Consider the following 23,249-nt stretch of genomic DNA (forward strand, 5'->3'; position numbering starts at 1 on the left):
GTCGCTGCGGCGCCCCGGCCGAGGTGACTCGCGGTCAGACCGGGGTGACTCGCGGTCAGCCTTCGACGCGGTCGAGCCAACGGCGGGTCGAGCCGACTGTGAGCAGGAGCTGGGTCGCGCGGGTGAGCACGACGTACAGCGTGCGCCACCCCGCCTCACCCTCGGCGACGACCTCGTCCGGCTCGACGACGAGCACCGCGTCGAACTCCAGCCCCTTCGTGTCGAGCCCGTCGAGGATCCGCAGCCGATCCAGGTCGCCGAGCTCCTCGGCGAGCTCCGCCGTCGCCTCGTCACGACGCTCGGCCGGGACGACGACGGCGATCGTGCCCTCGACCCGGGCGGCGAGGTCGCGGACACCGCTGCGCACCGCGGACCAGACGTCGCCGCGCGCGACGAGCTCGTGGCGCGGGTCCTCGCCCGTACGACGGACCGCGTCGGGGGTGTCCGCACCCGGGATCGCAACCCGGGCGACCTGTGCGGCGAGGTCGTAGATCTCCGCGGAGTTGCGGTAGTTCGTCGACAGCCGGAAGTAGTGCTCGTCCTTGCCGTCGAGCGCGGCGGCCCGTGCTGCTGCTGCCTCGTCCGGGTACGGCCACGACGACTGCGCCGGGTCACCGACGATCGTCCAGCTCGCGTACTTGCCACGGCGTCCGAGCATCCGCCACTGCATCGGCGAGAGGTCCTGCGCCTCGTCGACGAGGACGTGGGCGTACGAGTCGTCCTCGATCGACTGGGTGGCCCGCTGCTTGCGGACGGCGGACTCCTCGCGCTCGAACGACATCAGCTGCTTCACGTCGTAGGGGTCGTCGTCGGCGTCCTCCGGCGGCACCTCGCCGAGGAGGTAGCGGAGCTCGTCGATCAGGGGCACGTCCTCGATGGACGGAGTGCCGTCAGCGCTGCGCCAGGCGGAGGCGAGCAGGTCGATCTCGGTCCGCTTGAGGACGCCCTCGGCGTGGCGGCGCAGCGTGTCGGCGTCACCGAGCGACTCCCAGACGTCGACCGCGTCGAGCGGGGGCCACCAGGCCGCGGCGAAGTCGAGGAACGCGTCGTCGGAGGTGAGGACCTTGTCGAACTCGTCGCGCTCCTTCTCCAGCGCCCGCTCGCCCTCCACCTGCGACCACAGCGCGTCGAGCAGCGTCTTCTGGACCCTGCCGTACGCACGGTTGCGCTGCTGCCCGGACAGCAGCTGGAGCCGCAGCCGGTGCAGGGCAGCAGCGTCGAGCCGCAGCACGTCGTCGCGGTAGAAGTAGCGGAACGCCGTCGGCTCTCCGGGCTGTGCGGCGCGCGCGGCCCGGGTGAGGACCTGAAGCATCCGCGCCGAGCCCTTGATCGCCGCGACCGCCGAGGCGTCGTGACGGCGACCGGAGACACCGTCGACGACCTCGCCGAGCGAGCGCAGGGTCACCGACGTCTCACCGAGGCTGGGCAGCACGCGCTCGATGTAGTTCATGAAGACGCCCGACGGACCGACGACGAGGACGCCGCCGGACTCGAAGCGGCGTCGGTCGACGTAGAGGAGGTACGCGGCGCGGTGCAGCGCGACGACCGTCTTGCCGGTGCCCGGGCCGCCGCCGATCGTCGTGGCGCCGCGGCTGGGCGCACGGATCGCCTCGTCCTGCTCCTTCTGGATGGTCGCGACGACGGAGTGCATCGACGCGTCGCGGGCGCGGCTCAGGCTCGCGAGCAGCGCTCCCTCGCCGACGACGACCATGTCGGCCGGGGCGTTGTCGCCGTCGAGAAGCTCGTCCTCGACGCCGACGACGCTCGCGCCGCGGCTGCGCAGGACGCGACGCCGCACGACTCCGGCGGGATCCTGCGCGGTGGCCTGGTAGAAGACCGACGCCGCCGGCGCACGCCAGTCGATGAGCAGCACCTCGCGCTCGGCGTCGCGGACGCCGATCCGGCCGATGTAGCGCTTGTCGCCATCGACGAGGTCGAGGCGCCCGAAGACGAGCCCCTCGTGGGCGGCGTTGAGGGCGGCGATCCGCTTGGAGGCCTGGTAGACCATCGCGTCACGCTCGACGAGTCCGCCCTCGTGGCCGACGTGCCCGCGGGCGTAGCCCTCACGGGCGAGCGCCTGCGCAGCCTTCGTCGACGCCTCGAGCCGACCGTAGACGACGTCGACGTACGCCTGCTCGTCAGCGATCTCTCGCTGCTCGGCCGACGGCGGGGTAGCTGGGTCCGACACGGAGCTCCTCGGAAACGACACCATTGACAGAACTCTCAAGTCTATCTGGGGCATCCTCATTCCCACCGCAGTACCGGCGCACCGGTAGCGCAGCCCCGTGACCTGGCCCACGCTCTGAGACATTGGGACCATGGCCGAGCTGCTGACCGACACCGCCGTTCTCGCGACCCTGAGGGCGCCGGACGCGGTGCGCTGGATGAAGGAGGCCGCCGTCGCCGCGCACCGCGGCGACCTCCACGCGCCCGCTCGCGTCGCCGCCGACATCGGTGCGGGCGCGCTGGTCGTGACGGCCGGGCACCTCGACGGGTCCTGGTACGGCTACCGCGCGTACGACACCCTTGGGCTCGTCGCGGGCGAGCAGGTCGTCGTGGTCCACGACGCCGAGGCCGGCCGCGTCCACGCGCTCGCGATCGGGGCCGAGCTCGGCCCGCGCCGTACGGGTGCCCTCGGGGGCGCCGCCGCCGACGTTCTCGCGAACCCGGGGGCCAGCCGGCTCGCGCTGATCGGAGCAGGCACGCAGGCATGGACACAGCTCTGGGCGATCGCCGCCGTGCGCGAGCTCGCCGAGGTGCGGGTGTTCGCCCGCGACCAAGGCCACCGAGCCGGATTCGCGCGCCGGGCCGAGGAGCACTTCCGCGTCCCGTGCACCGCCGTCACGTCTGCGCGCGACGCGGTCGACGGGGCCGACATGGTGGTCTGCGCCACCCCGAGCGCGAGCCCGGTCGTGGCGCTCGACTGGCTCGCGCCCGGGGCGTACGTCGCCACCCTCGGGCCGAAGCAGAGGGACCGGCACGAGATCGGGACTGACCTCCTCGACGCCGCCGACGTGGTCGTCACCGACTCGCGCGCCCAGGCGCTCGGGTACGACCCGCCGAGCACGGTGGTCGGGACCCGCGTCGAGCACCACCTCCAGGAGCTCGGCGCCGTCCTCGACGGAGCGGCGGCCGGGAGGACGTCGCAGGACCAGCTCTGCCTCTTCTACTCGGTGGGGCTCGCAGGCACCGAGCCGTACCTGCTGGCGAAGCTCACCGGGCTGGACTGATCGGCCGGACTGACCGGAACCGGCCATCGGTTTAACGTTCCTGACACACCGTCGTCTCAATTCACGCATTGCGGACTTTTAGCGTTCACGCGGGGAGCCGAACCAGCGCTCCTCGCGGTCAGCGTCTGCCCTTCCAGACGCCGAACTGGAGTCACCTTGAGACGAAACACGATGGGCCGGAGCCTCGTGCACGGCCTGGTGGCGGCAGGACTCGCCATGAGCGCCGTCGTCGCCGTCCCGCTGGCTGCCGCAGCCGAGGACGCACCCCTGCGCTCGGGCGACGGCTGGACCGTCACCGACCTCGGCGGGGCCTACGAGGTCACGGTCGAGCTCGACGAGCCGCTCCCGATCAGGTCGGACGCGCCCACCATCGAGGCCGACGGTCACGCCGTGGGGCTCGCGGCGGAGTCCGCCGACGGCAGCAGCCTCACGGCCATCACCTCCGACGCGTCCGTGCTGAGCGCGACGACGCTCGAACCCGGCTGGTCGAGCGTCGAGAGTGTCGACCTCGAGGACGCCGCGGCCGGCCGTCAGGCCGTCGTCGATGCGCCGGACGTCTCCGAGGCGCAGACCAAGATCACGGACGACCCGGCCGCGCTCGGCTCGTACGCGTGGGACGAGGACATCTACGACTTCGGCGACCAGGCCCTCGACCTGGCCTCGATCGGCGGGATCCGTGGCGAGGTGCGCGGCAAGGTCTATCTCCCCCGCACCGGCGGAGCGCGCCCCGTCGTCATCTTCATGCACGGCCGCCACAGCTCCTGCTCGCAGGGCACCCCCAACCCGAACCGCTGGCCGTGCGGCCCGGACCAGGTCCGGATCCCCAGCTACCAGGGGTACGACGGCGCCGCGCGGGCCCTCGCCAGCCACGGCTACGCGGTGGTGTCGATCTCGGCCAACGCGATCAACGCCAACGACAACCAGCTGTCGATCGACTACGGCCAGCTGACCCGCGGCCAGCTGACGCTCGACACCCTCTCGCTGCTGAAGGACGCCGACGCGGGCAAGGCGATCTCGCTGCACGACGACGCGCTCGACCGTGACGTCACCCTCGACCAGGCGCTCGCCGACACCGACGACGAGATGCTCGACTCCGCCCACGAGGCGTCGCTGACCGCCGGTGACCTCGTCGGCCGCTTCGACTTCTCCAACATCGGCCTCATGGGTCACTCGCGCGGAGGCGAGGGCGTGGCGTCGGCTGCGGTGCTCAACGCCGCTCTCGACGAGCCGTGGGCGATCAGGTCCGTCCTGCCGCTCGCACCGGTCGACTTCAACCGGTTCACGATCCCCGACGTCACGATGATGACCCTGCTGCCGTACTGCGACGGCGACGTCTCCAACCAGCAGGGCCAGCACATGTTCGACGACTCGCGCTACGCGTTCGACGACGACGTGCTCCGCTCGGCGATGTGGGTGATGGGCGCGAACCACAACTTCTTCAACACCGTCTGGACCCCCGGCGTCTACCCGTACTCGGTCTCGGACGACTGGAGCCGCTCCACCGACCCGGTCTGCGGCACTGCCGAGGCCGTCGCCGGTACGAGCATCCGGATGACGCCGTCCGACCAGTACGACGTCGGCACCGCGCTCGTCGCCGGCTTCTTCCGTCTGACGCTGGGCGAGGAGGAGCAGCTCCTGCCGATCTTCGACGGTACGGGTGCGGTCGCCGGCGACCTCGTCGGCAAGGACGTGCGTACGACCGCCGTCCAGGCACCGTCCGCGCGCACGGACATCGAGACGTTCACCGAGGCCGGCAACACCCTGCGCCCGTACGGCACCGGCTCGATCGCGGTCTGCGCCAGCCAGTCGGGACGCCCGGTGTCGCAGCCGCTGCCGGGCTGCGCGACCACCGCGCTCGCCAGCGCGCAGGTCCCGCACTGGGCCGCGATGCGGTGGAGCGAGGACGTCCCGGCGTCACCGATGGGCAGGTTCGCGTGGACCAGCGCCACCGGCGAGGTGCGCATCACGGTCCCGAAGGGCGCGCGTGACGCCTCGTCGTACGACCGGCTCTCGCTGAAGGTCGCCGCGGACGAGTCCGTCGCGGCTGCGACCGACCTGGCGATCACCCTGGTCGACGGTTCGGGTGCCACGGTGACCACGAAGGTGTCGGAGCTCAACCCGCTCGCGCTCCAGCGTCTGCCGATCAGCACGGGAACCGGCGCGGCCATGCTCGGCAAGATCGTGCTCCAGCAGGTGAACCTGCCGCTGGGCGGCCTCGGCATCGACGTCGCCGACCTGCGTGAGGTCCGGCTCGGCGCCGGTACGGAAGCGGCCGGTGCGGTGCTCCTGTCGGACCTCGCGCTCGAGTCGACCTCGCTCGGCAACCCCGAGTCGAGGACGCGGTCCTCGGTGAACGTCGGCGCCCAGCGCGTCGACGAAGGCCGCGGACCGGGCACGGTCGACGTCGCTGTCGCGCTCGACCGTCCGTCGGACGAGCCGGTGGTGGCCTACGCCTCGGTGCTCGGCACGGCCAGCGCCACGTCGAAGGTCGGCCGCGCGATGCAGAAGGTCGTCTTCGCTCCAGGTGAGGTGTGCAAGGTCGTCTCCGGTCCCACCTACGGCGATGCCGACCCGTCCGCAGCCGCGAACGTCGACTTCCGGGTCACGGTCACCAACACCGGTGGCGGAGTGATGGGCACCGGGGCGCTCGACTGGCTGACCGTCCGCGAGGACGACGGCCTGACCGGTACGGCGTCGCCTCTGCCGGCGGTCGGGACGCCGGGTGACGCCTGCGCCGAGCTCGCTGCCCGCGACACCGCGCACGCGCTCACCGTGAGCGATCCGACTCCCGCGGCGGAGGAGACCACGACGGTCGCGGGGACCGGATTCCGTGCAGGCGAGTCGGTGGCGTTCACGCTCGGCGGCGCGCCGGCGGGATCGGCGACGGCCGACGCGGCGGGTGAGGTGTCGTACGACCTCGCGGTGCCGGAGGGGACGCCGACCGGACCGCTCGCGGTGACAGCCTCCGGCGCGGGTTCGCTGCGCGTGGCCGCGGCTGACCTCACGGTGCTCACCACCACGACGACCACGCTCGCGATCGACCCGGCGCTGCCGGTGATCAACGAGCCGGTCACCATGACGGCGACGGTCACCGGGGCGTCGGACGGCACGGTGACGTTCACCGACGGCGCCACGACCCTCGGGACCGCCGAGGTCGTCGACGGCACCGCGACGTTCGAGGCGACCGGCCTGAAGGCCGGCACGCACACCCTCGCGGCATCGTTCGCCGCCACGGCGAGCGCCGACGCCTCGACCTCGGACCCGATCTCGCTGACGCTCGAGAAGGGGAGGTCGACGATCGCGCTCGTCCTCTCCGGGAGCACCAGCACGTTCGGGACCGCGGTGCGCGGACAGGTCGCGGTCGCGGGCTCCCCTGACGGCACGGTGCAGATCGGGTACGGGTCCGCGAGGCGGAGCGTGCGCCTGACCGACGGCCGTGCGAGCTTCGCCCTGCCGGCGACGCTCTCCCCCGGCTCGTACGCGATCACGGCGACGTTCCTCGGCACCGACGAGGTCGACGCCAGCTCCACGGCGAAGGCGTCGCTGCGGGTGGCGAAGAAGTCGACCACGGCGACCGTCTCCTCGAAGGCGTCGGTCAAGCGCGGCAAGAGGCTGACGGTCACCGCGAAGGTGCGTGGCGCTGTCGCCGGGGCCCAGCCGACCGGCACGGTGAAGGTGTACGTCAAGAGCGGCGGCGGAGCGTACAAGGTCGTCAAGACCGTACGCCTGACCGTCTCGAAGAAGGGCACCGTCAAGGTCGCCTACAAGGCACCGACCGCGAAGAGGCTGCGTGTGAAGGTCGTCTACAGCGGTGACACCCGGTACGGCGCGAGCACCTCCGCGGTGAAGGTGGTGACCGTCAAGCGCTGACCCCTCGCCGTTCGCTCCACTGAGGGGCGGCGACCTGCTCGGGCAGGTCGCCGCCCCTCGTCAGGTCACGGTTCGGAGAACTCCGTTCCGGAGCGCCTTGCCTCGTCGTACGCTCGCTCCGCACGCCAACCCCGGCGAGCACGACCCTGCCGAGGTACCCATGCGTCGCGCCCTTGTCCCTGCCCTCGCCGTTGCCCTGCTGCCGTTCGGGGCGGTCTCGCCCGCCGAGGCCGGCACGGCGAGCCCGAACGTCGTCAAACCCGGCGGGTCGGCGACCCTCACCTTCACGCTTCCCGACGCCATCCCCTCGGGTGTGGTCGAGGTCCGCCCGGCGGGCAGGTCCGAGGTGGTCGTGTCGCTGCCGCTGATCGACCTTCCGGCCGGTGACGTGAGCGCGGTCTGGGACGGCCGCGCCACCGGCGGCGCCCTGGTCGCCGACGGCGCCTACACCGCCAGCATCCGCGCCGCCGTCGACGGATCGGCCCCCGTCGACTCCGCCACCGTCCGCGCCAACTTCGTCGCACCGCGTGCGGCCGCGGCGCCGAGTGCGTCCGCCGGCACGGTCTTCCCGTACGTCGACGGCTACGGCGATGCCGTCACGCTCACCGGCCCCGCCCCGACGAGCGAGGTCACGTCGACCTCCTCGCTGCAGGTTCTCAACGGTGCCGGCGCCGTCGTGTGGTCCAGCGCCGCGCGCAGCGCGCGCTGGACCGGGCGCACCACCGCCGGAGCCATCCTGCCGAAGGGCACGTACCGCGCGCGCTCGCGCTTCGTCGACACCGACGGCCTCGTCGGCTACAGCCCGGCGCGGAACGTCGCCGTGTCCGCGAAGCGACTCGTGACGGTCACGGAGAACGTCACCGTGTCGCCGCATGCGTTCCTGTGGCGCTCGTACGTCGGCAAGTGCGGCAAGATCGTGAAGCCCGCCCGCAAGGGCAAGGCGTGGCGCCGGTCGCTCGCGGTGTCGAGCAACCACCGCTGCACGAGCAAGGGGAGGCGCTCGATCACGGAGGCCTACTTCGCCGGTCGCGGAACCGGCGTCCACGACTACCGCTCGTTCACGGTCAAGGCAGTCGGCGGCGGCCACACCAAGGCGCGCAAGAACTCCGCGCTCGGGTTCGGGGTCACCGCAGCGTGGGACGACATCAGCAAGACGCGCCGGCTGTCGCCGAAGTTCGGCACGCGCACCGTCTTCTCGGCGTCGGGTTCCGCGTTGCGTCGCTACGTGGACCGCGAGGGATGGATCACCTGGACCATCGGCACGGCGTACACCGGTCGCTACGACGTGAAGGCGTTCCGCATCCGCACCGCGTACCGCGTCCTCGTCGACCCGACCGCCCGCCGCGCGCGCGTCGCCCCGACCGCGGGCTTCCAGGCCCACGGCTGAGCTGGCAATCTGCGGCGGCCCACCAGCCTCGCTAATGTGGCGCATCGTCCACCGACCCCGCGGCGGACATCCCCCAGGAGGACCCATGTCCACCAGAACGTCAAGGAAAGCGTCCACCCGACAGATCGTCACCGTCATCGTCGTCGTGTGGCTCGTGATCGGAGCGCTGGCGGCGGCGCAGCGCGGATACTTCCGCGGCACCGACGCCAACTGCGCGAAGGTCAGCACGATCGCCGTGACGATCATTGCCGGCCCGCTCAACTACGTGGGCGCCAACCCGAAGATCGACTGCAACATCGAGCCCAGCAAGTGACCGTACGAAGGGCCCGGCACGTCGCGAACGTGCCGGGCCCTTCGTCGTACCAGGAGCAGCCGATGCTCAGCGGCGCAGCACGCGACGGGCGAGGAAGTTGCCGCCGAACTGCACCACCTGCACGATGAGCACGATCATGATCACCGCGGTCCAGGTGACGACGGTGTCGAACTGCCGGTAGCCGTACTGCAGGGCGAAGTTGCCGAGCCCGCCGCCGCCGATCACGCCCGCGATCGCCGACATGTCGACGATGGCGACGAACGCGAAGGTGTAGCCGAGGATCAGCGGGCCGAGCGCCTCGGGAACCAGCACGGTGCGGATGATCCGCAGCCGGCTCGCCCCCATCGACCGCGCCGCCTCGATGACCCCCGGGTCGACCGTGACGAGGTTCTGCTCGACGATGCGCGAGATCCCGAAGGCCGCCGCGAACGTCATGGCGAAGATGATCGCCCGGTTGCCGATCCCGATGCCGACCACCAGCCGCGCCAACGGCTGCAGGGCCGCGATGAGGATGACGAACGGGATCGGACGGAAGAAGTTGACGAACACGTTGAGGACGACGCTCACCGCTCGGTTCGGATAGAGACCCGAAGGGCGCGTGACGTACAAAGCCATGCCGAGGACCATCCCGACGATGCCACCGAGGACGAGCGCGATGACGACGATGTAGAGCGTCTGCCAGGTCGACTCCCAGAACAGCGGCCAGAGGTCGCTCATGTTCGTGTCGACGGTGCCGACCAGTGCGTGCGCGCTCATCGCAGCTCCCTCGTCTCGACGCGGGAGCCGATCGCGGCGAGCGCGGCATCGACGTCGGGGTCGGTGCCTCGCAGGGACAGCGTGAGGTTGCCGAACGTACGGCCGCCGACGTCCTCCATGCCGCCGTGGACCAGCTCGAAGGTCACGTCACGCCGGATCAGCTCGGCGAACACCTCGGCCTGCGGGACGCTCTCGTCGCGGAAGGCGATGCGGACGAACCGGCCAGGGTGACGGGCGTGCAGCGCGGCCAACGCGTCCCGGTCGGGTACGTCGTCGATGATCGTCGACACGAACCTGCGCGTCACGGGCTGCTGCGGCTCAGAGAAGACGTCGAACACGGGCCCGCGCTCGACGATGCGTCCGTCCTCCATCACGGCCACCTTGTGGGCGATCGACTTCACGACCTCCATCTCGTGGGTGATGACCATGATCGTGATGCCCAGCTCTGCGTTGACGCGGCGCAGCAGCCCGAGCACCTCCTGCGTGGTCTCGGGGTCGAGCGCGCTGGTGGACTCGTCCGCGAGCAGCAGCTTCGGTGAGATCGCCAGCGCCCGGGCGATGCCGACGCGCTGCTTCTGGCCACCCGAGAGCTGGTCGGTGTACGTGTGCGCCTTCTCCGCGAGACCGACGAACTGGAGCAGCTCGGCGACGCGCTCGTGCGCCTCGGCCTTGCCGACTCCGGCGACCTGGAGCGGGTAGGCGACGTTGCCGTAGACCGTGCGCGACCGGAGAAGGTTGAACTGCTGGAAGATCATCCCGATCCCCAGCCGGACCCTCTGAAGCTGCCGTTCGCGCAGGCCGGTGATCTCCGTGCCGTCCACCCGGATCGACCCGGACGTCGCGCTCTCCAGCGCGTTGACCAGGCGGATCAGGGTGGACTTGCCGGCGCCGGAGTAGCCGACTATCCCGTAGATGTCCCCGGCCTCGACGTCGAGGTCGACGTCATCGATCGCGCGTACGGCGGTGCCGTTGCGCGACGCTGCCGGGAACACCTTCGAGACGCCACGCATCTCGACGAGAGCCATCGACTACTGCGCCTCGATCTGCGACTGGACGTCCTGCAGGGTGCCCTCGAGCTCCGTGCCGGGGATCTTCACGATCTCCGCCGTGTTGCCCGAGACCTCCTGGACGCCGTCGATGACCGGCTGGCTGTTCTGGTAGATCTCGACCAGCTTGCGGTAGGTCGCGTTGTCCTTGTCCTCGGCGCGCACGGCGAAGATGTTCACGTACGGCTGGGCGCTCGGGTCGCTCGCGTCGTCGGTGACGATGGCGTCGGAGAACTTCAGGCCGGCCTTCTCGACGAAGTCGTTGTTGATGACCGCGGCCGCGACGTCCGGCAGCGAGGTCGGAGTGAGGTCGGCCTTGATCGCCTGGACCTTCACGCGCGAGGAGTCCTCGACGTCGTTGAGCGTCGAGAACGGGCTGCCGCCGTCCTTCAACGTGATGAGGCCGGCCGACTGGAGCAGCAGCAGCGCCCGTGCCTGGTTCGTGTCGTCGTCCGGCACGACGACGGTGTCGCCGTCCTCGATCTGGTCCGGCGAGTCGACCTTCTCCGAGTAGAGGCCGAGCGGGTAGATCGCCGTCGACCCGATCGGGTAGAGGTCGTCGTCGTTCTTCACGTTGTAGTCGGCGAGATAGATGATGTGCTGGAACTGGTTGATGTCGATCTCGCCCTCGCTGACCGACGGGTTCGGCTGTGCGTAGTCGGCGAAGTCGACGACCTCGAGGTCGATGTCCTCCTTGGCGGCCTCGTCCTCGAACGTCTTCCAGTACGGGTCGCTCGCGCCGACGACACCGAGCTTGACCTTCGTGGTGCCGGCGGCAGCGTCGTCGCCTCCACCGCGGACGGCGAAGAAGACGCCGACGACGACCGCGAGCGCGACGACCGCAGCGACGATCCACACCCCCTTGCGTGACTTCGGCGGTGCGATCTGCGGGGTCTGGTCGGACATCGTGTGCTCCTCGATGCGGTGGTCTCGGTAACGGGTACGGGGATGTTTGCCCCGTACCCTTCGAGACTGCGTCGCGGTTCCGCATCCTGGCCAGGGATCTCACCATGCGAGATTCTGGCCATCCACGAAATGCCCTGGAAACACAGGGATCGTCGCGGGAGCGCGTGACAGACGCCACGCTGTTTCACCCGCCGAGAGGAGAACCCGTCCTCAGTCGGCGCACGTTCTCGCCCTCCTCGATCCCGCGCACCACCCACATCCGGGGACCGAGCGTCGTGCCGGCAGCCGTGGCGTACGCGTCGACCGCGAGCACCAGAGCGCGGCGCCCGTCCTGCAGCACGGACGCGCGGGCGTACGACCCGTCGGCGAACGTGATCCCGATCGGGTCGAGGTCGGTCGTCTCGACGGCCGGCCCGACGTCGACCACGACCACCGCACCCCTGAAGAGGTGGCTGTGGTCGACCCGGGCCGTGAACCCACCGAGGCTGTACCCGACCTGCACCGGGTGCGGAGGCCACTCGCTCGCCGTGCGTCGCCCGTCGAGCACCCAGCCGAGGCGCTCGTAGAAGCGGCGCGCACGCGCGTTCTCCTCGATCACCCACAGTCGGATCGGGCGATCCCCGTGCCGCCGCAGCGCCTCGTCGTGAAGACCGACCGCGAGGCCGCTCCCCCAGGCACCGGGGACGATCCCGAGGTGTCGCAGCACCTGAGCGTCGTACGCCGCGAACCCGAGGACACCACCACCGTCCGCGTCGGCGACGAGCGTCGTGACACCGGGCTCGTCGAGCTCGTCGACCCATCGGCGCCGGATCGCGGCCTCCGGCCACGTCAGGTCGCCGAAGACGTGCGCCAACCCCGTGACGTACGCCGCCTCCTCGCACGCGGTCAGCGCGTCGGCGTCATCGGGCCCGGCCTCACGGAGCTGCATGCGTCCAGTCTGGCGCGCCCGCTCATCCCCGCCCCGGCTCGAGCGCCACAGCCAGGCGCGCGATCCCCTCGTCACCGTGCCCGTCCGCGACGACCTTGGCGGCGAGCGTGGCAGCAGCCTCGATCACCGACCCGTCGATGCGGTGCTCGCGCGACACCTCGACCACGTGCGCCATCGTCGCGGCGGCCGACGCGACCGACGCCTCGTCGCCGGGGTACGACCCAGCCTCGAGCTCGGCCGCCATCTCGGGAACGACGGCGTCCATGATGGCCACGATCCCCGAGGCGTACGGCGCGAGGTCCGACGGGGCGACCCCTTCGGCGCGCGCCAGCGCGAGCGCGTGGGCGTACCCGCTGACGGTCGTCCAGAACAGGTCGAGCAGCGCGAGGTCGTAGGCGGACGCGCGACCGGGGTCCTCGCCCAGCCAGGTCACCGTGCCGGCGAGCGCGGCGAGCACGTCGGCGACGCGCGCGTACACGTCGCGCGGTCCGCTCACGAGGACGAGCGCCGCAGGTCTGCCGATCGTCGTGGTCGGTGTCATCACCGCGCCGTCGAGGTACGCCACCTCGCTCTCGGACACCCAGTCCGCCATCGCCCGGGCCCGGTGAGGTGTGTCGGCCGTGAGGTTGACGACCGTCGCCGCCGCCAGCGCGGACCCGGCCGCCTCGAGGATCTCTCGCGCGGCGGCGTCGTCGATCACCGAGACGATCGTCAGGTCGCTGGCGGTCACCGCCTCCGCGACCGAGATCGCCTCGCGCGCACCGTCGCGGACGAGCTCCTCGGCGCGACCCGGCGTCCGGTTCCACACGGTGACCTCGTGACCGGCGGCAAGGAGCGCACCGGCGAGCGCCCGGCCCATGGGCCCCATCCCGAGCACCGACACCGAAGTCGCCGGCCGACTCGTGGCACCCGCCGTACGACCGAGGGGGTGGAGCAGCTCGACGACACCGGCCATGTCCTCGGAGCCGTGCCCGTCGTCGACGCGACGCTGCATCAGGTCGTGCAGGGGTGCGTACAGCTCCGCGCTCACTCCCTGGGCGATGCTCGCCTCGCCGATCGAGTCGTTCGCGACCTGCATCGCCAGCGGGGAGCCCGTCTGGGAGTAGTCGCCGCGGTCGATGCTCCGCGCGGAGCCGGGGAGCGTCCCCAGCATCGCGGAGAGCCAGGGCACGAGCAGGTCCTCGGTGAAGGACTCGACCCCGTGCCCTGCCGAGCGGACCAGCGCGGCGGCGTGGAAGAACCCGCCGAGCATGCCATACATGCCCGCGAGCAGGGAGAGGTCGTACAACGCCGCGGCTCCGTCGTCCTCGCTCACGTGGACGGGCCGGCCGAGCACGGCGAGGACGTCGCGCGTGGACTCGTACGCCTCCCGCGACCCGCTGTAGAGCACCGAGGCCTGCGGCCCGCCGATCAGCTCGGGCACCGCCATGATGCCGCCGTTCAGGGTCGTGTGACCTCGGTCCCGAGCCGCGGCGGCGAAGGATGCCGCCTCCTGCGGCGTCCCGTTCGTGAGGTTCGCGACGATGCGGCCGTCCGACGCCGGCGCCGCGTCCAGGACCGCACGGGCAGCGTCCTGGTTCACCACGCAGACCACGACGAGATCGCTCGCCGCGAAGGCCGCTGTGAGGTCGTCGGCTGCTCGCGCGCCACGGACGACGAGCGCGTCAGCCCTTCCCGCGGTGCGGTTCCACACCGTGGTGACGAACCCCGCGTCGACGAACGCCGCAGCGAGCGCGGAGCCCATCGCGCCGAGGCCGATCACGGACACGGTCGGCGGGGTGGTGGAGCGGGTGGTCAGGTCGTCGGTCATGTCGCCTCTGCTCACTGTCGGGAGACCCTGGTGATCTCGCTCGCCGTGACCAGCGTCGGACCCGCGCAGTACGATCGACAAGTACCTACTTATTTGTTTGGTACTCACCCGGAGGTAAGAAATGAGCGATGACGGCGGCTTCGGCCCGTACACCTGCGCTCTCGACGCCGGCATGACGGTCGTCGGAGGCAAGTGGAAGGCCCTCATCCTCTGGGCGCTCCGTGACCGACCGCTGCGGTTCGGCGCTCTGAGGCGAGAGGTCGGGGCGATCAGCGAGAAGATGCTGATCCAACAGCTCAAGGAGCTCCAGGCGTACGGCGTGGTGCACCGCGAGTCCTACCACGAGGTCCCGCCCCGCGTGGAGTACTCGATGACGCCGTCAGGCAAGGCACTGCTCGACGCCCTCGACCCGCTCGGCGACTGGGCCGAGGAGCACCGGGAGCAGATCCTGACGCGCTGAGTGCGGGAAGGGCCCGGCCCCTCCCGTACTCCACACCTCCGCCCCGTGGGCGCGGGGCTACTGCAGGTCGTCGATCGCCCGCTGCGACCCGGGGTGGACCGGGATCGGCTCGGACTTCGCGGCGTCGTCGATCGTGATGTCCTTGGCCGCCGGGTGCACCGCGACCAGCGCGTCGGTGTCCTCGTACACGAGCGTCGTCAGCGCGCACGCGACGTTGTCGGGCATGTCGTTGCGGGCGAGGAGAACGTTCGGAACGGCGATCGTCGGCACGTCGGCGTCGAGCTCGTAGGTGGCCGCGGGGATCGCCGCCTCCTCGTACACGGGGTTGACCTCCTGGAGGGTCTCCAGCTGCGGCGTGATGTCGATGAACTCGACGTCGTCGCCGATCGAGGTGAAGAGGTCCGTGATCGCCGGCGTCGGCAGTCCGCCGGACCAGACCAGGCCGTCGATCGAGCCGTCCTTCATCCCGTCGACGGTCTTGGTCAGGTCGAGGCGCTGCGCGGAGACGTCGCTCTGCGCGAGACCGGCCGCCTCGATCAGCCGCTGCGCGATGACCTCCGTCCCCGACTTCGGAGACCCGGTCGAGATCCGCTTGCCCTTGAAGTCCTCGATGGACGCGATGTCGGCGTCCTTGCGGACGACGACCTGCGTGTAGTTCGGATAGATGCGGCCGATCGAGGAGACCTCCTGCTTCTCCGTGAACGACCCGGTGCCCTCGACCGCGTCGGCCGCGGTGTCGGCGAGCGAGAACGCGATGTCGTAGTCGCCGGCGACGAGCTGCTGCACGTTCTGCACCGACGCGCCCGTCTCCGCGGCGGTCGCCTTGAGGTCGGTCTCGTCGTTGATCAGCTGCGCGAGACCACCACCGACGACGTAGTAGACGCCGGTCGAGTTGCCGGTCGCGATGCCGATCCGGCCGGAGCCGGCGTCGCAGCTGTCCTCGTCACCGCCCGCCTGGTCGTTGTCCTGCTGGCCGCCGCAGGCCGCGAGCGCGAGGGAGGCGGTGAGGGCTCCGGTGGCGATGAGCGTACGGGTTCGTCTCATGGCTTCTTCACTCCTGGGTGATGGGTGTGGCGGTGGACGTCGGATGGTCTCCCCGGCGTCCGACCACGTGGACGACCACGGCTGCGGCGAGCAGCGCGAGACCGACGGCGATCGACACCGGGACGAGGTAGAGCAGGAGGAGCGCGGCTGGGATGCAGAGCAGCCGCTCGAGGCGCCGGGTCGGACCGAACATCCAGCCCGACGTCGCGACGGCGAGCGCGGCCACAGCGCACGCGACGACGAGGGTCGTCCAGACGACGTCGACGAACGGTGCTCGACCGAGAAGAGCGGCGCCATTGTCGGTCATGATGAACGCCATCGGGGCGAGGAACGCCGGCAACGTGTACTTGCAGGCCTGCCACATCGTGGCGATGACCTTGCCGCCGGTGATCGCGGCGGACGCCACGGCCGCCAGGGCGGTCGGCGGCGACACCTCCGAGAGGACCGCGTAGTAGAAGATGAACATCGCGACCTCGGGACCGTCCGCGCCGAGGCTGATGAGTGCCGGCCCGATGACGATCCAGCTGAGGATGAACGACGCGGTGACCGGGACGGCGAGGCCGAGCACGATGATCGCGACGGCAGAGAACAGCGCGCTCAGGACGACCAGCGTCGCGTGGTTGGGTGCGAGTGCGTCGGCGGCGTCGACGAGCAGGTCCGACAGCACCTGCCCCAACCCGGTCTTCGCGATCGTCGAGGTGATGACGCCGGCCGCGGCGCATACGGCGATGACTGGAACGGCGGCACGGATGCCGGTCGCGAGCGCGACGTACAGACGCAGGACGTAGTCGCGCACCGAGTCGCCCAGCGGCAGCGTCTCGGCCGTCGCCTGGTCCTCCTCGATGCCGCCGACGAACCGCCGGCGCGACAGCACCGCCTCCAGCAGCCCGAAGAACGCGGCCACCGCGGTCGCGTAGACGACCGCCTTGAACGGCGGGACGTCCATCGCGAGGAACACGATGATCACGCCGAGGCTCACGAAGTGGTAGCCGAACCGGCCGAGCAGCGCCCACGGGCTGTTGACGTCGACGTCGACCCGGCGCGCCCCGAAGCGCCGCGCATCGATCTCGACCGCGAGGAAGATGCCGAGGTAGTAGAGCAGCGTCGGGACCAGCGCCCAGCCGAGCACCTGGAGGTACGAGACGCCGAGGTACTCCGCGATGATGAACGCCGCCGCGCCGAGGGTCGGCGGCGACAGGATCGCGCCGATGCCGGACGCCGCGAGCATGCCGCCCGCGGCCTCCTTCGGGTAGCCGGCGCGCTTGAGGATCGGCCACGCGAACGACCCGAGGGTGACCGCGGTCGCCGTCCCCGAGCCGGACACCGTGCCGAGCAGGAAGCCCGAGGTGGCGACCGTACGACCGGGGGCGGTGCCCGACTTCCGGAACAGCGAGAAGCTGAACTCCACGAAGAACCGCCCCGCGCCCATGCGGTCGAGCACCGCGCCGTAGATCGTGAAGAGCACGATGTACGACGCCGCGACGTCGAGCGGCACCCCGAAGAACCCGCTGGCCTCGTTGTAGAGCGCGTTGACGATCTGGTCGATGTCCTCGCCGCGGTGCGAGATCACCCACTCGATGGGGAGGAACCCGCCGTAGTAGGCGTACGCGAGGAAGGCCGCGCACACGATCGGGAGCACCCAGCCCGTCGTACGGCGCGTCGCCTCGAGCACGAGCAGCAGGAGGACGAGGCCGGCCGCGACGTCGACGGGTTCGAGCGCCCCTTGACGGTCGAGGAACGCCGAGAAGCCCCCGCCGCCGGTGCTCCACTCGGGGAGGGGAAGGACCGGGTAGAGCCCGACGACGAGGGCAGCCAGAGCGAGCAGCCAGTCGACCGGGCCGGGGTCGTCACGACCCTCGGGACGGCGTCGGGCACGCCCGCGGTAGAGCAGGAACGCCAGCGGGAGCGTGACGCCGAGGAAGACGATCAGGTAGAACTGGTTGCCCTGCCGCAGGGGGAAGAAGACCTGCCACAGGACGAACGCCGCCACCGCGAAGCACCACAGCGTCATCGCCTGGTCCCACCGCGGCGAGAGCCGGCGCGACGGGCGTTCCTCGTCGTACTCGGAGGCCAGACGGTCGAGGTCTTCCTTGTCGACCGGGGTTTCGCGCTCGGCGGTGGGCATGACCGGTAACGTATGCGTGATCCACGTCACAGAGACCGGTCCGAGCGCCAGCCTTTACACAGTCTTGACGTCGCGCCCGACGCCATCGAGACACCCCCAGGAGGCCCGCCGTGCGAGTCCTTCTCGTCGAGGACGACGACGCCGTCGCCAGCGCGCTCGGCGCCGCCCTCCAGCGCGTCGGCCTGGCCGTCGACCGCGCCGCCGACGCGAAGGAGGGCTGGCAGAAGCACGGTGACGCGTCACTGGTCCTGCTCGACATGGGACTGCCGGACTCCGACGGGCTGGCGCTCTGCCGACGGATCCGGGCCGCGCAGAGCGAGGTTCCGATCATCGCCGTCACCGCCCGGCGGTCCGAGGCCTCGGTCGTCGCCGCGCTGCAGTCGGGCGTCGACGACTACGTCACGAAGCCGTACAGCACGCAGGTTCTCCTCGCCCGCATCGACGCCGTCATGCGGAGGTACGGCCACGCGCCGGCCGCCTCCACGCTCCGGGTCGGCGACCTCCGGCTCGACGCCGACGACCAGCGCGCCGCGCTCGACGGCTTCGAGCTCGACCTGGCGCCCAAGGAGTTCGCGCTGCTCCTGGTGCTCGCCCAGAACGCGGGCCACGTCGTCGACCGGACGACCCTCATGGAACGCATCTGGCACACCACCTGGGTCGGCGGTTCCCGGACGCTCGACGTCCACGTCGCCACCCTGCGCGCCAAGCTCGGCCGCCCGGAGCTGATCGAGACGGTGCGCGGCAAGGGCTACCGCATGCCGGCAGCGGGGTGAGCCGGTGCGCCGCCGCCTGCTCGTCCTCTCGACCGTCGCTCTGTCGGTCCTCCTCGTCGCGCTGATCGTGCCGCTGATCGGTACGTACGCCTCCGACCGCACGCAGGACCTCTTCGTCACCCGGCAGGCCGACCTGAACCGGCTCACCGTCGTCGCCGGCACCGCCCTGGAGACAGGCTCGGTCGCGTCCCTGCGCTCGGAGCTCGCTCGGTACGAGGAGGTGTACGGCGCCCGCCTCGTCGTCGTCGACGCCGACCGCCGCACGGTGGCCGCGTCGCCGGGCGAGCTGGACCCCGCAGCCGTTCCCCGTGCGGTCTCTCGGGCGCTCGCCGGCAACAGCGCCGAGGAGCCTCAGCCGTTCTGGCCGTGGTCGGCGGAGACGTACGTCGTCGCCGCGCCGATCGGACGAGACGCCGAGGTGTTCGGCGCTGTGGTGATGGATATCCCGACCGGCCCCGTGCGCGACGACGTCGCGACACGACTCGCCCTGCTGCTCGCCGCCGGCCTCGGCGTCCTGCTCCTCGCCGCCGTGGGCGTCGCTGTCCCGCTCGTCCGGTGGATCCTTCGCCCCGTCGACGAGCTCGACGACGCCACGCGACGGATGGCGCACGGCGACCTCTCGACACGGGTGCCGGCCGACGACGGCCCGCCCGAGCTGCGTCGTCTCGCGTCCTCGTTCAACGACATGGCGGATCACGTCGAGCTCTCCCAGCAGCAGCAGGCGGAGCTGGTGGCCGACGCGTCTCACCAGCTCGGCAACCCCCTGACCGCGCTCCGGCTCCGCGTCGAGACGTTGAGCGCCGGCGCCGATGACGAGGTCGCCGCCGAGCTCGACCTCGTGCTCCGCGAGACCGACCGCCTCACACGCATCGTCGACTCGCTCCTCGACCTCGGCCAGGTCGAGGCGGAGCGCGCTCCGCTGGTGCCGGTGGACGTCGCCGCCGCCGTGCGGACACGGTGCCACGTCTGGGAGCCGGCGATCGCCGACCTCCGGGTCGATGCTCCGTCGAGCGCCACGGCGCTCGCGACCGCCGACGTCGTCGACGTGGTCCTCGACGCGGTGCTCGACAACGCGACGAAGTTCGCCGCCGGCGCCCCGGTCGAGGTGAGCGTCCTCGAAGGGCCTGAGACCGTCGACCTGGTGGTGCGCGACCACGGTCCCGGCATCCCTGAGGACGACCTGCCGAAGGTGGGCGCCCGGTTCTTCCGCGGAGCGCGGCACCAGAACGTGCACGGGACCGGCCTTGGCCTGGCGATCGTCCGCGCGCACGTGGTCAAGGCCGGCGGCGACCTGGTCGTACGCCGACCCGCGGGCGACGGCCTCGAGGTACGGGTGATCCTCAGGCGCCCCGCTCGCGGTAGTAGCGCAGCGCGCCGGGATGCAGCGCGAGCGGCGACGTGAAGATCGCCGCACCCAGCGTCGGCTGGCTCACCCCGGGCTCCAGCCGCTCGATCTCGTCCTGGGCCTCGAAGACGAGGCGCGTGACCGCGTAGGCGACGTCGTCGCCGAGGGACGGGTTCGCGACGAGGTAGTTCTTGACGCTGAGCGTGCTGACGGCGTCCGGCAGGCCGTACGCGCTCGGCGGGATCGGCGCTCGCACGTACTGCGGTCCGTACGCCGCGACCATCGGCTCGACCACTCCACCGAGGTCGAGCAGGCGGATCGGCACCTGGTCGGCGAGCAGCGCGATGGCCTGGTTGGGCAGCCCGCTGACGAAGAAGAAGGCATCGAGGCGCCCCGAGCGCAGGTCGTCGGCCGAGTCCTGCAGCGAGGAGTCGGCGTAGCGTGCGGTCGGCTCGCGCACACCGTGGACGTCGAGGACGCGCCCGGCGATGACCCGCGTGCCGGACCCCGGCGCGCCGACGCCGATGCGCGCCGTGCGCAGGTCGCCGACCCGCCGGAACGGCGAGTCCTCGCGTACGACGAGGTGGACGAAGCTGTCGTACATCCGCGTCAGGGCGACGAGGTCTCGGTCGTCGGACGTGACGGCATCGGCGGCCGCGTCGCCGAGGGAGAACCCGACGTCGCACTCCCCTTCGGCGACGAGCCGGAGGTTCTCGAGCGAGGCGTCGGTGCCACGCGCCCGCGCGTCCACCCCGTCGAGCCTGGCTTCGAGCACGGTCGTGAGCGCGCGCCCGTAGCGCACGAAGACACCGCCCGGGTTGCCGGTCGCGATCCGTAGGGTCGTGCGGTCGAAGGAGGTCCACCCCCGACCGACACAGCCGGCCACGCCGGCGAGCAGCGGCAGTGCGAGCAGCGCCAGCGCGCGACGGCGGGGAAGGTCGGGCACCGGTCGATCCTCGCGCTCGGAGGCGCCACACAGCAAGGGCCGCAAGCTCTTGCGTCTCGAACATCTGTACGAATAGACTGTGTTCATGGACGCCCGAGCCCTCGTCGACGACCTGCGCCGCTCGGTGCAGGCGGCTGCCGATGTGCCGTGGGAGCTCGCGGCCACCGAGCAGCAGGCAGACCTGTTGACGACGGCTGCTGCTGCCCGCGCCTTGCTCGACGGAGTGCTCGCGCGCGGGCTCTCAGCGTTCGCCGAGGCCGGTGGTCCCGAGGAGGCCGGAGCGCCGAACGTCAAGGCGTGGGCGCGACGTGACCTGCGGCTCGACGCCTCGGAGGCCGGGCGGCTCCTCACCGCCGGTCGCACCATGAGGGCGCTGCCGCGGGTGGCCGAGTCGCTGTACGCCGGCCGGATCCGTCTCGCCCACGTGCACGAGTTCAGCGCCGGGCTCAAGAAGACTGACCCGCTCGTCGTGACGGCGGCCGAGGACTACCTGCTCGACGTCGCCGAGCGGAGCGAGCCTGCCGCTCTGAGGGCCGAGATCCGCGAGTTCGTCGAAGCAATCCATCCCGATGAGCTCGACGCCGCCTACATCCGCGGCATGGACCGCCGCGACATCCAGGTCTCGAAGGTCGGAGAAGGCTACGCGGTCACCGGGTTCCTCGACATCGCCACTGGATCCAAGCTCAAGGCAGTCGTCGACCACCTCGGAGCACCCGACGACCGCCACGACACCCGGTCGCCTTCGCAGCGGCGCGTCGGCAACCTCGACCGCCTGCTGACGCACGTGCTCGAGCACGGCCTCCCGACCCGCAAGGGGTTCCGACCACAGATCCACGTGACGGTCGACCTCGAGCGTCTCCAAGGCGACCTGAGCGCCGCGCCGGGTCGACTGCACGGGTGGGGCGCGATCCCCGACCTGCTGCTCGGCGAGCTGCTCTGCGACGCCGACATCACACCGGTACTCACCGACGGCCAAGAACTCGCCACCGGTGATCTCCACGCCGCCCGACGCACCGCCGACGTCCTCAACGTCGGCCGCACCGAGCGGCTGGCGACCCAGCGACAACGCATCGCCGTGAAGCATCGGCAACACGACGTCTGCGCGAACCCGGGATGCCACAACACCCATCTCGAGATGCACCACATCGACTGGTGGGCGCGCGACTTCGGACGCACGGACCTCGCCGACCTGCTCGGCCTGTGTCCGAGATGCCACCACCTGCTGCATGCCGGGCTTCTCGAGGTCTCGCGTGAGCCCACCACGGGCGAGGTCGTCATCACGACGCAACGTGGGCGGCGGCTCACCGCGAGCGACGAGAGAGAACGCGGCTTCCGCCGGCTACTCGCCAAACGACGACTCCGCGAGATTCGCCGCATGGTGCACGATCAGGCGGAGCGAGAACGCGCTGCCTCAGCGGCGTGACGCATGGGTGGGGCAGAGGTGGGCACGACCGGATCGGGGGACCGGTCGTGCCCACACCTGAGTCTTTTCGGCTGGCCGGCGACCTGACTGGCGGCCCGTCAGCCCTTCTTGCGGTTGAGGAACGCGAGCATTGCGGTGCGCGCCTCGTCCGAGCCGAACAACCGCCCGGACTGATCGGCCACCTCGTCGCCGAGCGCATCGATCCGCGCCACGAGGTCGGCATTGAGCAGAGCCTTCGTCTCGCGCAGGCCCTGCGGGTACGCCTTGCGCAGCCCCACGAGCACGCGCTCGACCGCGGCATCGAGCTCGGCCGCCGGCACGACCTCGGTCACCAGCCCGTACGCCGCCGCTTCCGCCGCTGCGAACGTCTCCCCGGTCAGGAAGGTCCGCGACGCGGCGCGTGGGGTCATCCGGGCCAAGGTGGTCAGCGAGATGACTGCCGGCGCGAGTGCGAGACGCACCTCGGTGAACGCGAACGTCACCTCCTCTGCGCAGACGACGACGTCCGCGGCGCCGACGATTCCGAGCCCGCCGGCACGGACTGGGCCGTGAAGACGTACGACGACCGGCTTCGGCAGAGTCGCGATGAGACGCTGCAGGTCGACCAGGCCCTTGGCGCCCTCGACCATCCCGCCGCCTGCAGCCTCCGAGAGGTCGGCGCCCGAGCAGAACACCGTGCCTGCGCCGGCGATGACGACGGCGAGCACATCAGGGTCGGCCGCCGCGGTCTCCAGGTGCCCGGAGAGCTCGGTCACGAGCTGCTTCGACAGCGCGTTGCGGTTGTGCTGGCTGTCCAGGGTGATCGTCGCGACCTGGTCGACGACGTCGAGGTGGACGAGCTCTGTCATGGATGCTGCTCCTTCGTGAAGCGACGGGAGGGCGGACGG

18 protein-coding genes are annotated in these 23,249 nt (G+C 71.1%); 8 read left to right on the forward strand and 10 right to left on the reverse strand.

What is annotated here, in order from left to right; genetic code table 11:
• Window positions 1–55: 55 nt before the first annotated feature.
• Window positions 56–2,188: a HelD family protein gene (locus AB3M34_RS20670; protein WP_370616740.1), complete on the reverse strand. Its 2,133-nt coding sequence runs from the start codon at window positions 2,186–2,188 to the stop codon at window positions 56–58.
• A 130-nt stretch (window positions 2,189–2,318) separates the two neighbouring features.
• On the opposite strand from AB3M34_RS20670, the gene AB3M34_RS20675 reads away from it, so the two are divergent.
• The 4 genes from AB3M34_RS20675 (at window position 2,319) to AB3M34_RS20690 (ending at window position 8,800) form a co-directional block, all read left to right on the forward strand.
• On the forward strand, window positions 2,319–3,230 hold the full coding sequence (locus AB3M34_RS20675) for an ornithine cyclodeaminase family protein (RefSeq protein ID WP_370616741.1): 912 nt from the start codon (window positions 2,319–2,321) through the stop codon (window positions 3,228–3,230).
• Between the two features lie 171 nt (window positions 3,231–3,401).
• The gene (locus AB3M34_RS20680; RefSeq protein ID WP_370616742.1) at window positions 3,402–7,100 is read left to right on the forward strand and encodes an Ig-like domain repeat protein; all 3,699 of its coding nucleotides are present in this window, start codon (window positions 3,402–3,404) and stop codon (window positions 7,098–7,100) included.
• Between the two features lie 160 nt (window positions 7,101–7,260).
• On the forward strand, window positions 7,261–8,487 hold the full coding sequence (locus AB3M34_RS20685) for a FlgD immunoglobulin-like domain containing protein (protein ID WP_370616743.1): 1,227 nt from the start codon (window positions 7,261–7,263) through the stop codon (window positions 8,485–8,487).
• Window positions 8,488–8,572: 85 nt separating this feature from the next.
• Window positions 8,573–8,800: a hypothetical protein gene (locus AB3M34_RS20690; RefSeq protein ID WP_370616744.1), complete on the forward strand. Its 228-nt coding sequence runs from the start codon at window positions 8,573–8,575 to the stop codon at window positions 8,798–8,800.
• 66 nt (window positions 8,801–8,866) lie between these two features.
• On the opposite strand, the gene AB3M34_RS20695 is transcribed toward AB3M34_RS20690, so the two are convergent.
• The 5 genes from AB3M34_RS20695 to AB3M34_RS20715 form a co-directional block, all read right to left on the reverse strand.
• Window positions 8,867–9,517 carry a methionine ABC transporter permease gene (locus AB3M34_RS20695; RefSeq protein ID WP_370620085.1) on the reverse strand — a complete coding sequence of 217 codons (651 nt, stop codon included), beginning with the start codon at window positions 9,515–9,517 and terminating at the stop codon, window positions 8,867–8,869.
• A 35-nt stretch (window positions 9,518–9,552) separates the two neighbouring features.
• On the reverse strand, window positions 9,553–10,581 hold the full coding sequence (locus tag AB3M34_RS20700) for a methionine ABC transporter ATP-binding protein (RefSeq protein ID WP_370616745.1): 1,029 nt from the start codon (window positions 10,579–10,581) through the stop codon (window positions 9,553–9,555).
• Window positions 10,582–10,584: 3 nt separating this feature from the next.
• The gene (locus AB3M34_RS20705; RefSeq protein WP_370616746.1) at window positions 10,585–11,508 is read right to left on the reverse strand and encodes a MetQ/NlpA family ABC transporter substrate-binding protein; all 924 of its coding nucleotides are present in this window, start codon (window positions 11,506–11,508) and stop codon (window positions 10,585–10,587) included.
• Window positions 11,509–11,692: 184 nt separating this feature from the next.
• Window positions 11,693–12,436, reverse strand: a complete 744-nt coding sequence (locus AB3M34_RS20710; RefSeq protein WP_370616747.1) for a GNAT family N-acetyltransferase — start codon at window positions 12,434–12,436, stop codon at window positions 11,693–11,695.
• Window positions 12,437–12,458: 22 nt separating this feature from the next.
• Window positions 12,459–14,246 carry an NAD(P)-dependent oxidoreductase gene (locus AB3M34_RS20715; protein WP_370616748.1) on the reverse strand — a complete coding sequence of 596 codons (1,788 nt, stop codon included), beginning with the start codon at window positions 14,244–14,246 and terminating at the stop codon, window positions 12,459–12,461.
• A 121-nt stretch (window positions 14,247–14,367) separates the two neighbouring features.
• On the opposite strand from AB3M34_RS20715, the gene AB3M34_RS20720 reads away from it, so the two are divergent.
• Window positions 14,368–14,706: a winged helix-turn-helix transcriptional regulator gene (locus AB3M34_RS20720; protein ID WP_370616749.1), complete on the forward strand. Its 339-nt coding sequence runs from the start codon at window positions 14,368–14,370 to the stop codon at window positions 14,704–14,706.
• Window positions 14,707–14,763: 57 nt separating this feature from the next.
• On the opposite strand, the gene AB3M34_RS20725 is transcribed toward AB3M34_RS20720, so the two are convergent.
• Window positions 14,764–15,750, reverse strand: coding sequence for a TAXI family TRAP transporter solute-binding subunit (locus AB3M34_RS20725; RefSeq protein WP_370616750.1), 987 nt, complete (start codon window positions 15,748–15,750; stop codon window positions 14,764–14,766).
• A 7-nt stretch (window positions 15,751–15,757) separates the two neighbouring features.
• A complete protein-coding gene (locus tag AB3M34_RS20730; RefSeq protein WP_370616751.1) occupies window positions 15,758–17,875 on the reverse strand; it encodes a TRAP transporter permease in 2,118 nt (705 codons plus the stop codon).
• A gap of 110 nt (window positions 17,876–17,985) precedes the next feature.
• Between AB3M34_RS20730 and AB3M34_RS20735 the strand changes: the two genes are divergently transcribed.
• Complete coding sequence (locus tag AB3M34_RS20735) at window positions 17,986–18,648, forward strand: response regulator transcription factor (protein WP_370616752.1); 663 nt, start codon at window positions 17,986–17,988, stop codon at window positions 18,646–18,648.
• A gap of 4 nt (window positions 18,649–18,652) precedes the next feature.
• Window positions 18,653–20,050, forward strand: coding sequence for a sensor histidine kinase (locus tag AB3M34_RS20740; protein WP_370616753.1), 1,398 nt, complete (start codon window positions 18,653–18,655; stop codon window positions 20,048–20,050).
• On the opposite strand, the gene AB3M34_RS20745 is transcribed toward AB3M34_RS20740, so the two are convergent.
• Entirely contained in the window at window positions 19,989–20,939 is a 951-nt protein-coding gene (locus AB3M34_RS20745; RefSeq protein WP_370616754.1) for a TAXI family TRAP transporter solute-binding subunit, read from the reverse strand. The genes AB3M34_RS20740 and AB3M34_RS20745 overlap by 62 nt on opposite strands.
• Before the next feature lie 85 nt (window positions 20,940–21,024).
• Here AB3M34_RS20745 and AB3M34_RS20750 point away from each other — a divergent pair, with 85 nt between their 5' ends.
• Window positions 21,025–22,362: an HNH endonuclease signature motif containing protein gene (locus AB3M34_RS20750; RefSeq protein ID WP_370616755.1), complete on the forward strand. Its 1,338-nt coding sequence runs from the start codon at window positions 21,025–21,027 to the stop codon at window positions 22,360–22,362.
• Between the two features lie 98 nt (window positions 22,363–22,460).
• Here AB3M34_RS20750 and AB3M34_RS20755 read toward each other — a convergent pair whose 3' ends face one another.
• The gene (locus tag AB3M34_RS20755) at window positions 22,461–23,210 is read right to left on the reverse strand and encodes an enoyl-CoA hydratase-related protein (RefSeq protein WP_370616756.1); all 750 of its coding nucleotides are present in this window, start codon (window positions 23,208–23,210) and stop codon (window positions 22,461–22,463) included.
• Between the last annotated feature and the right edge of the window lie 39 nt (window positions 23,211–23,249).

The organism is Mumia sp. Pv4-285 (assembly GCF_041320275.1).
Lineage (GTDB): Bacteria > Actinomycetota > Actinomycetes > Propionibacteriales > Nocardioidaceae > Mumia > Mumia qirimensis.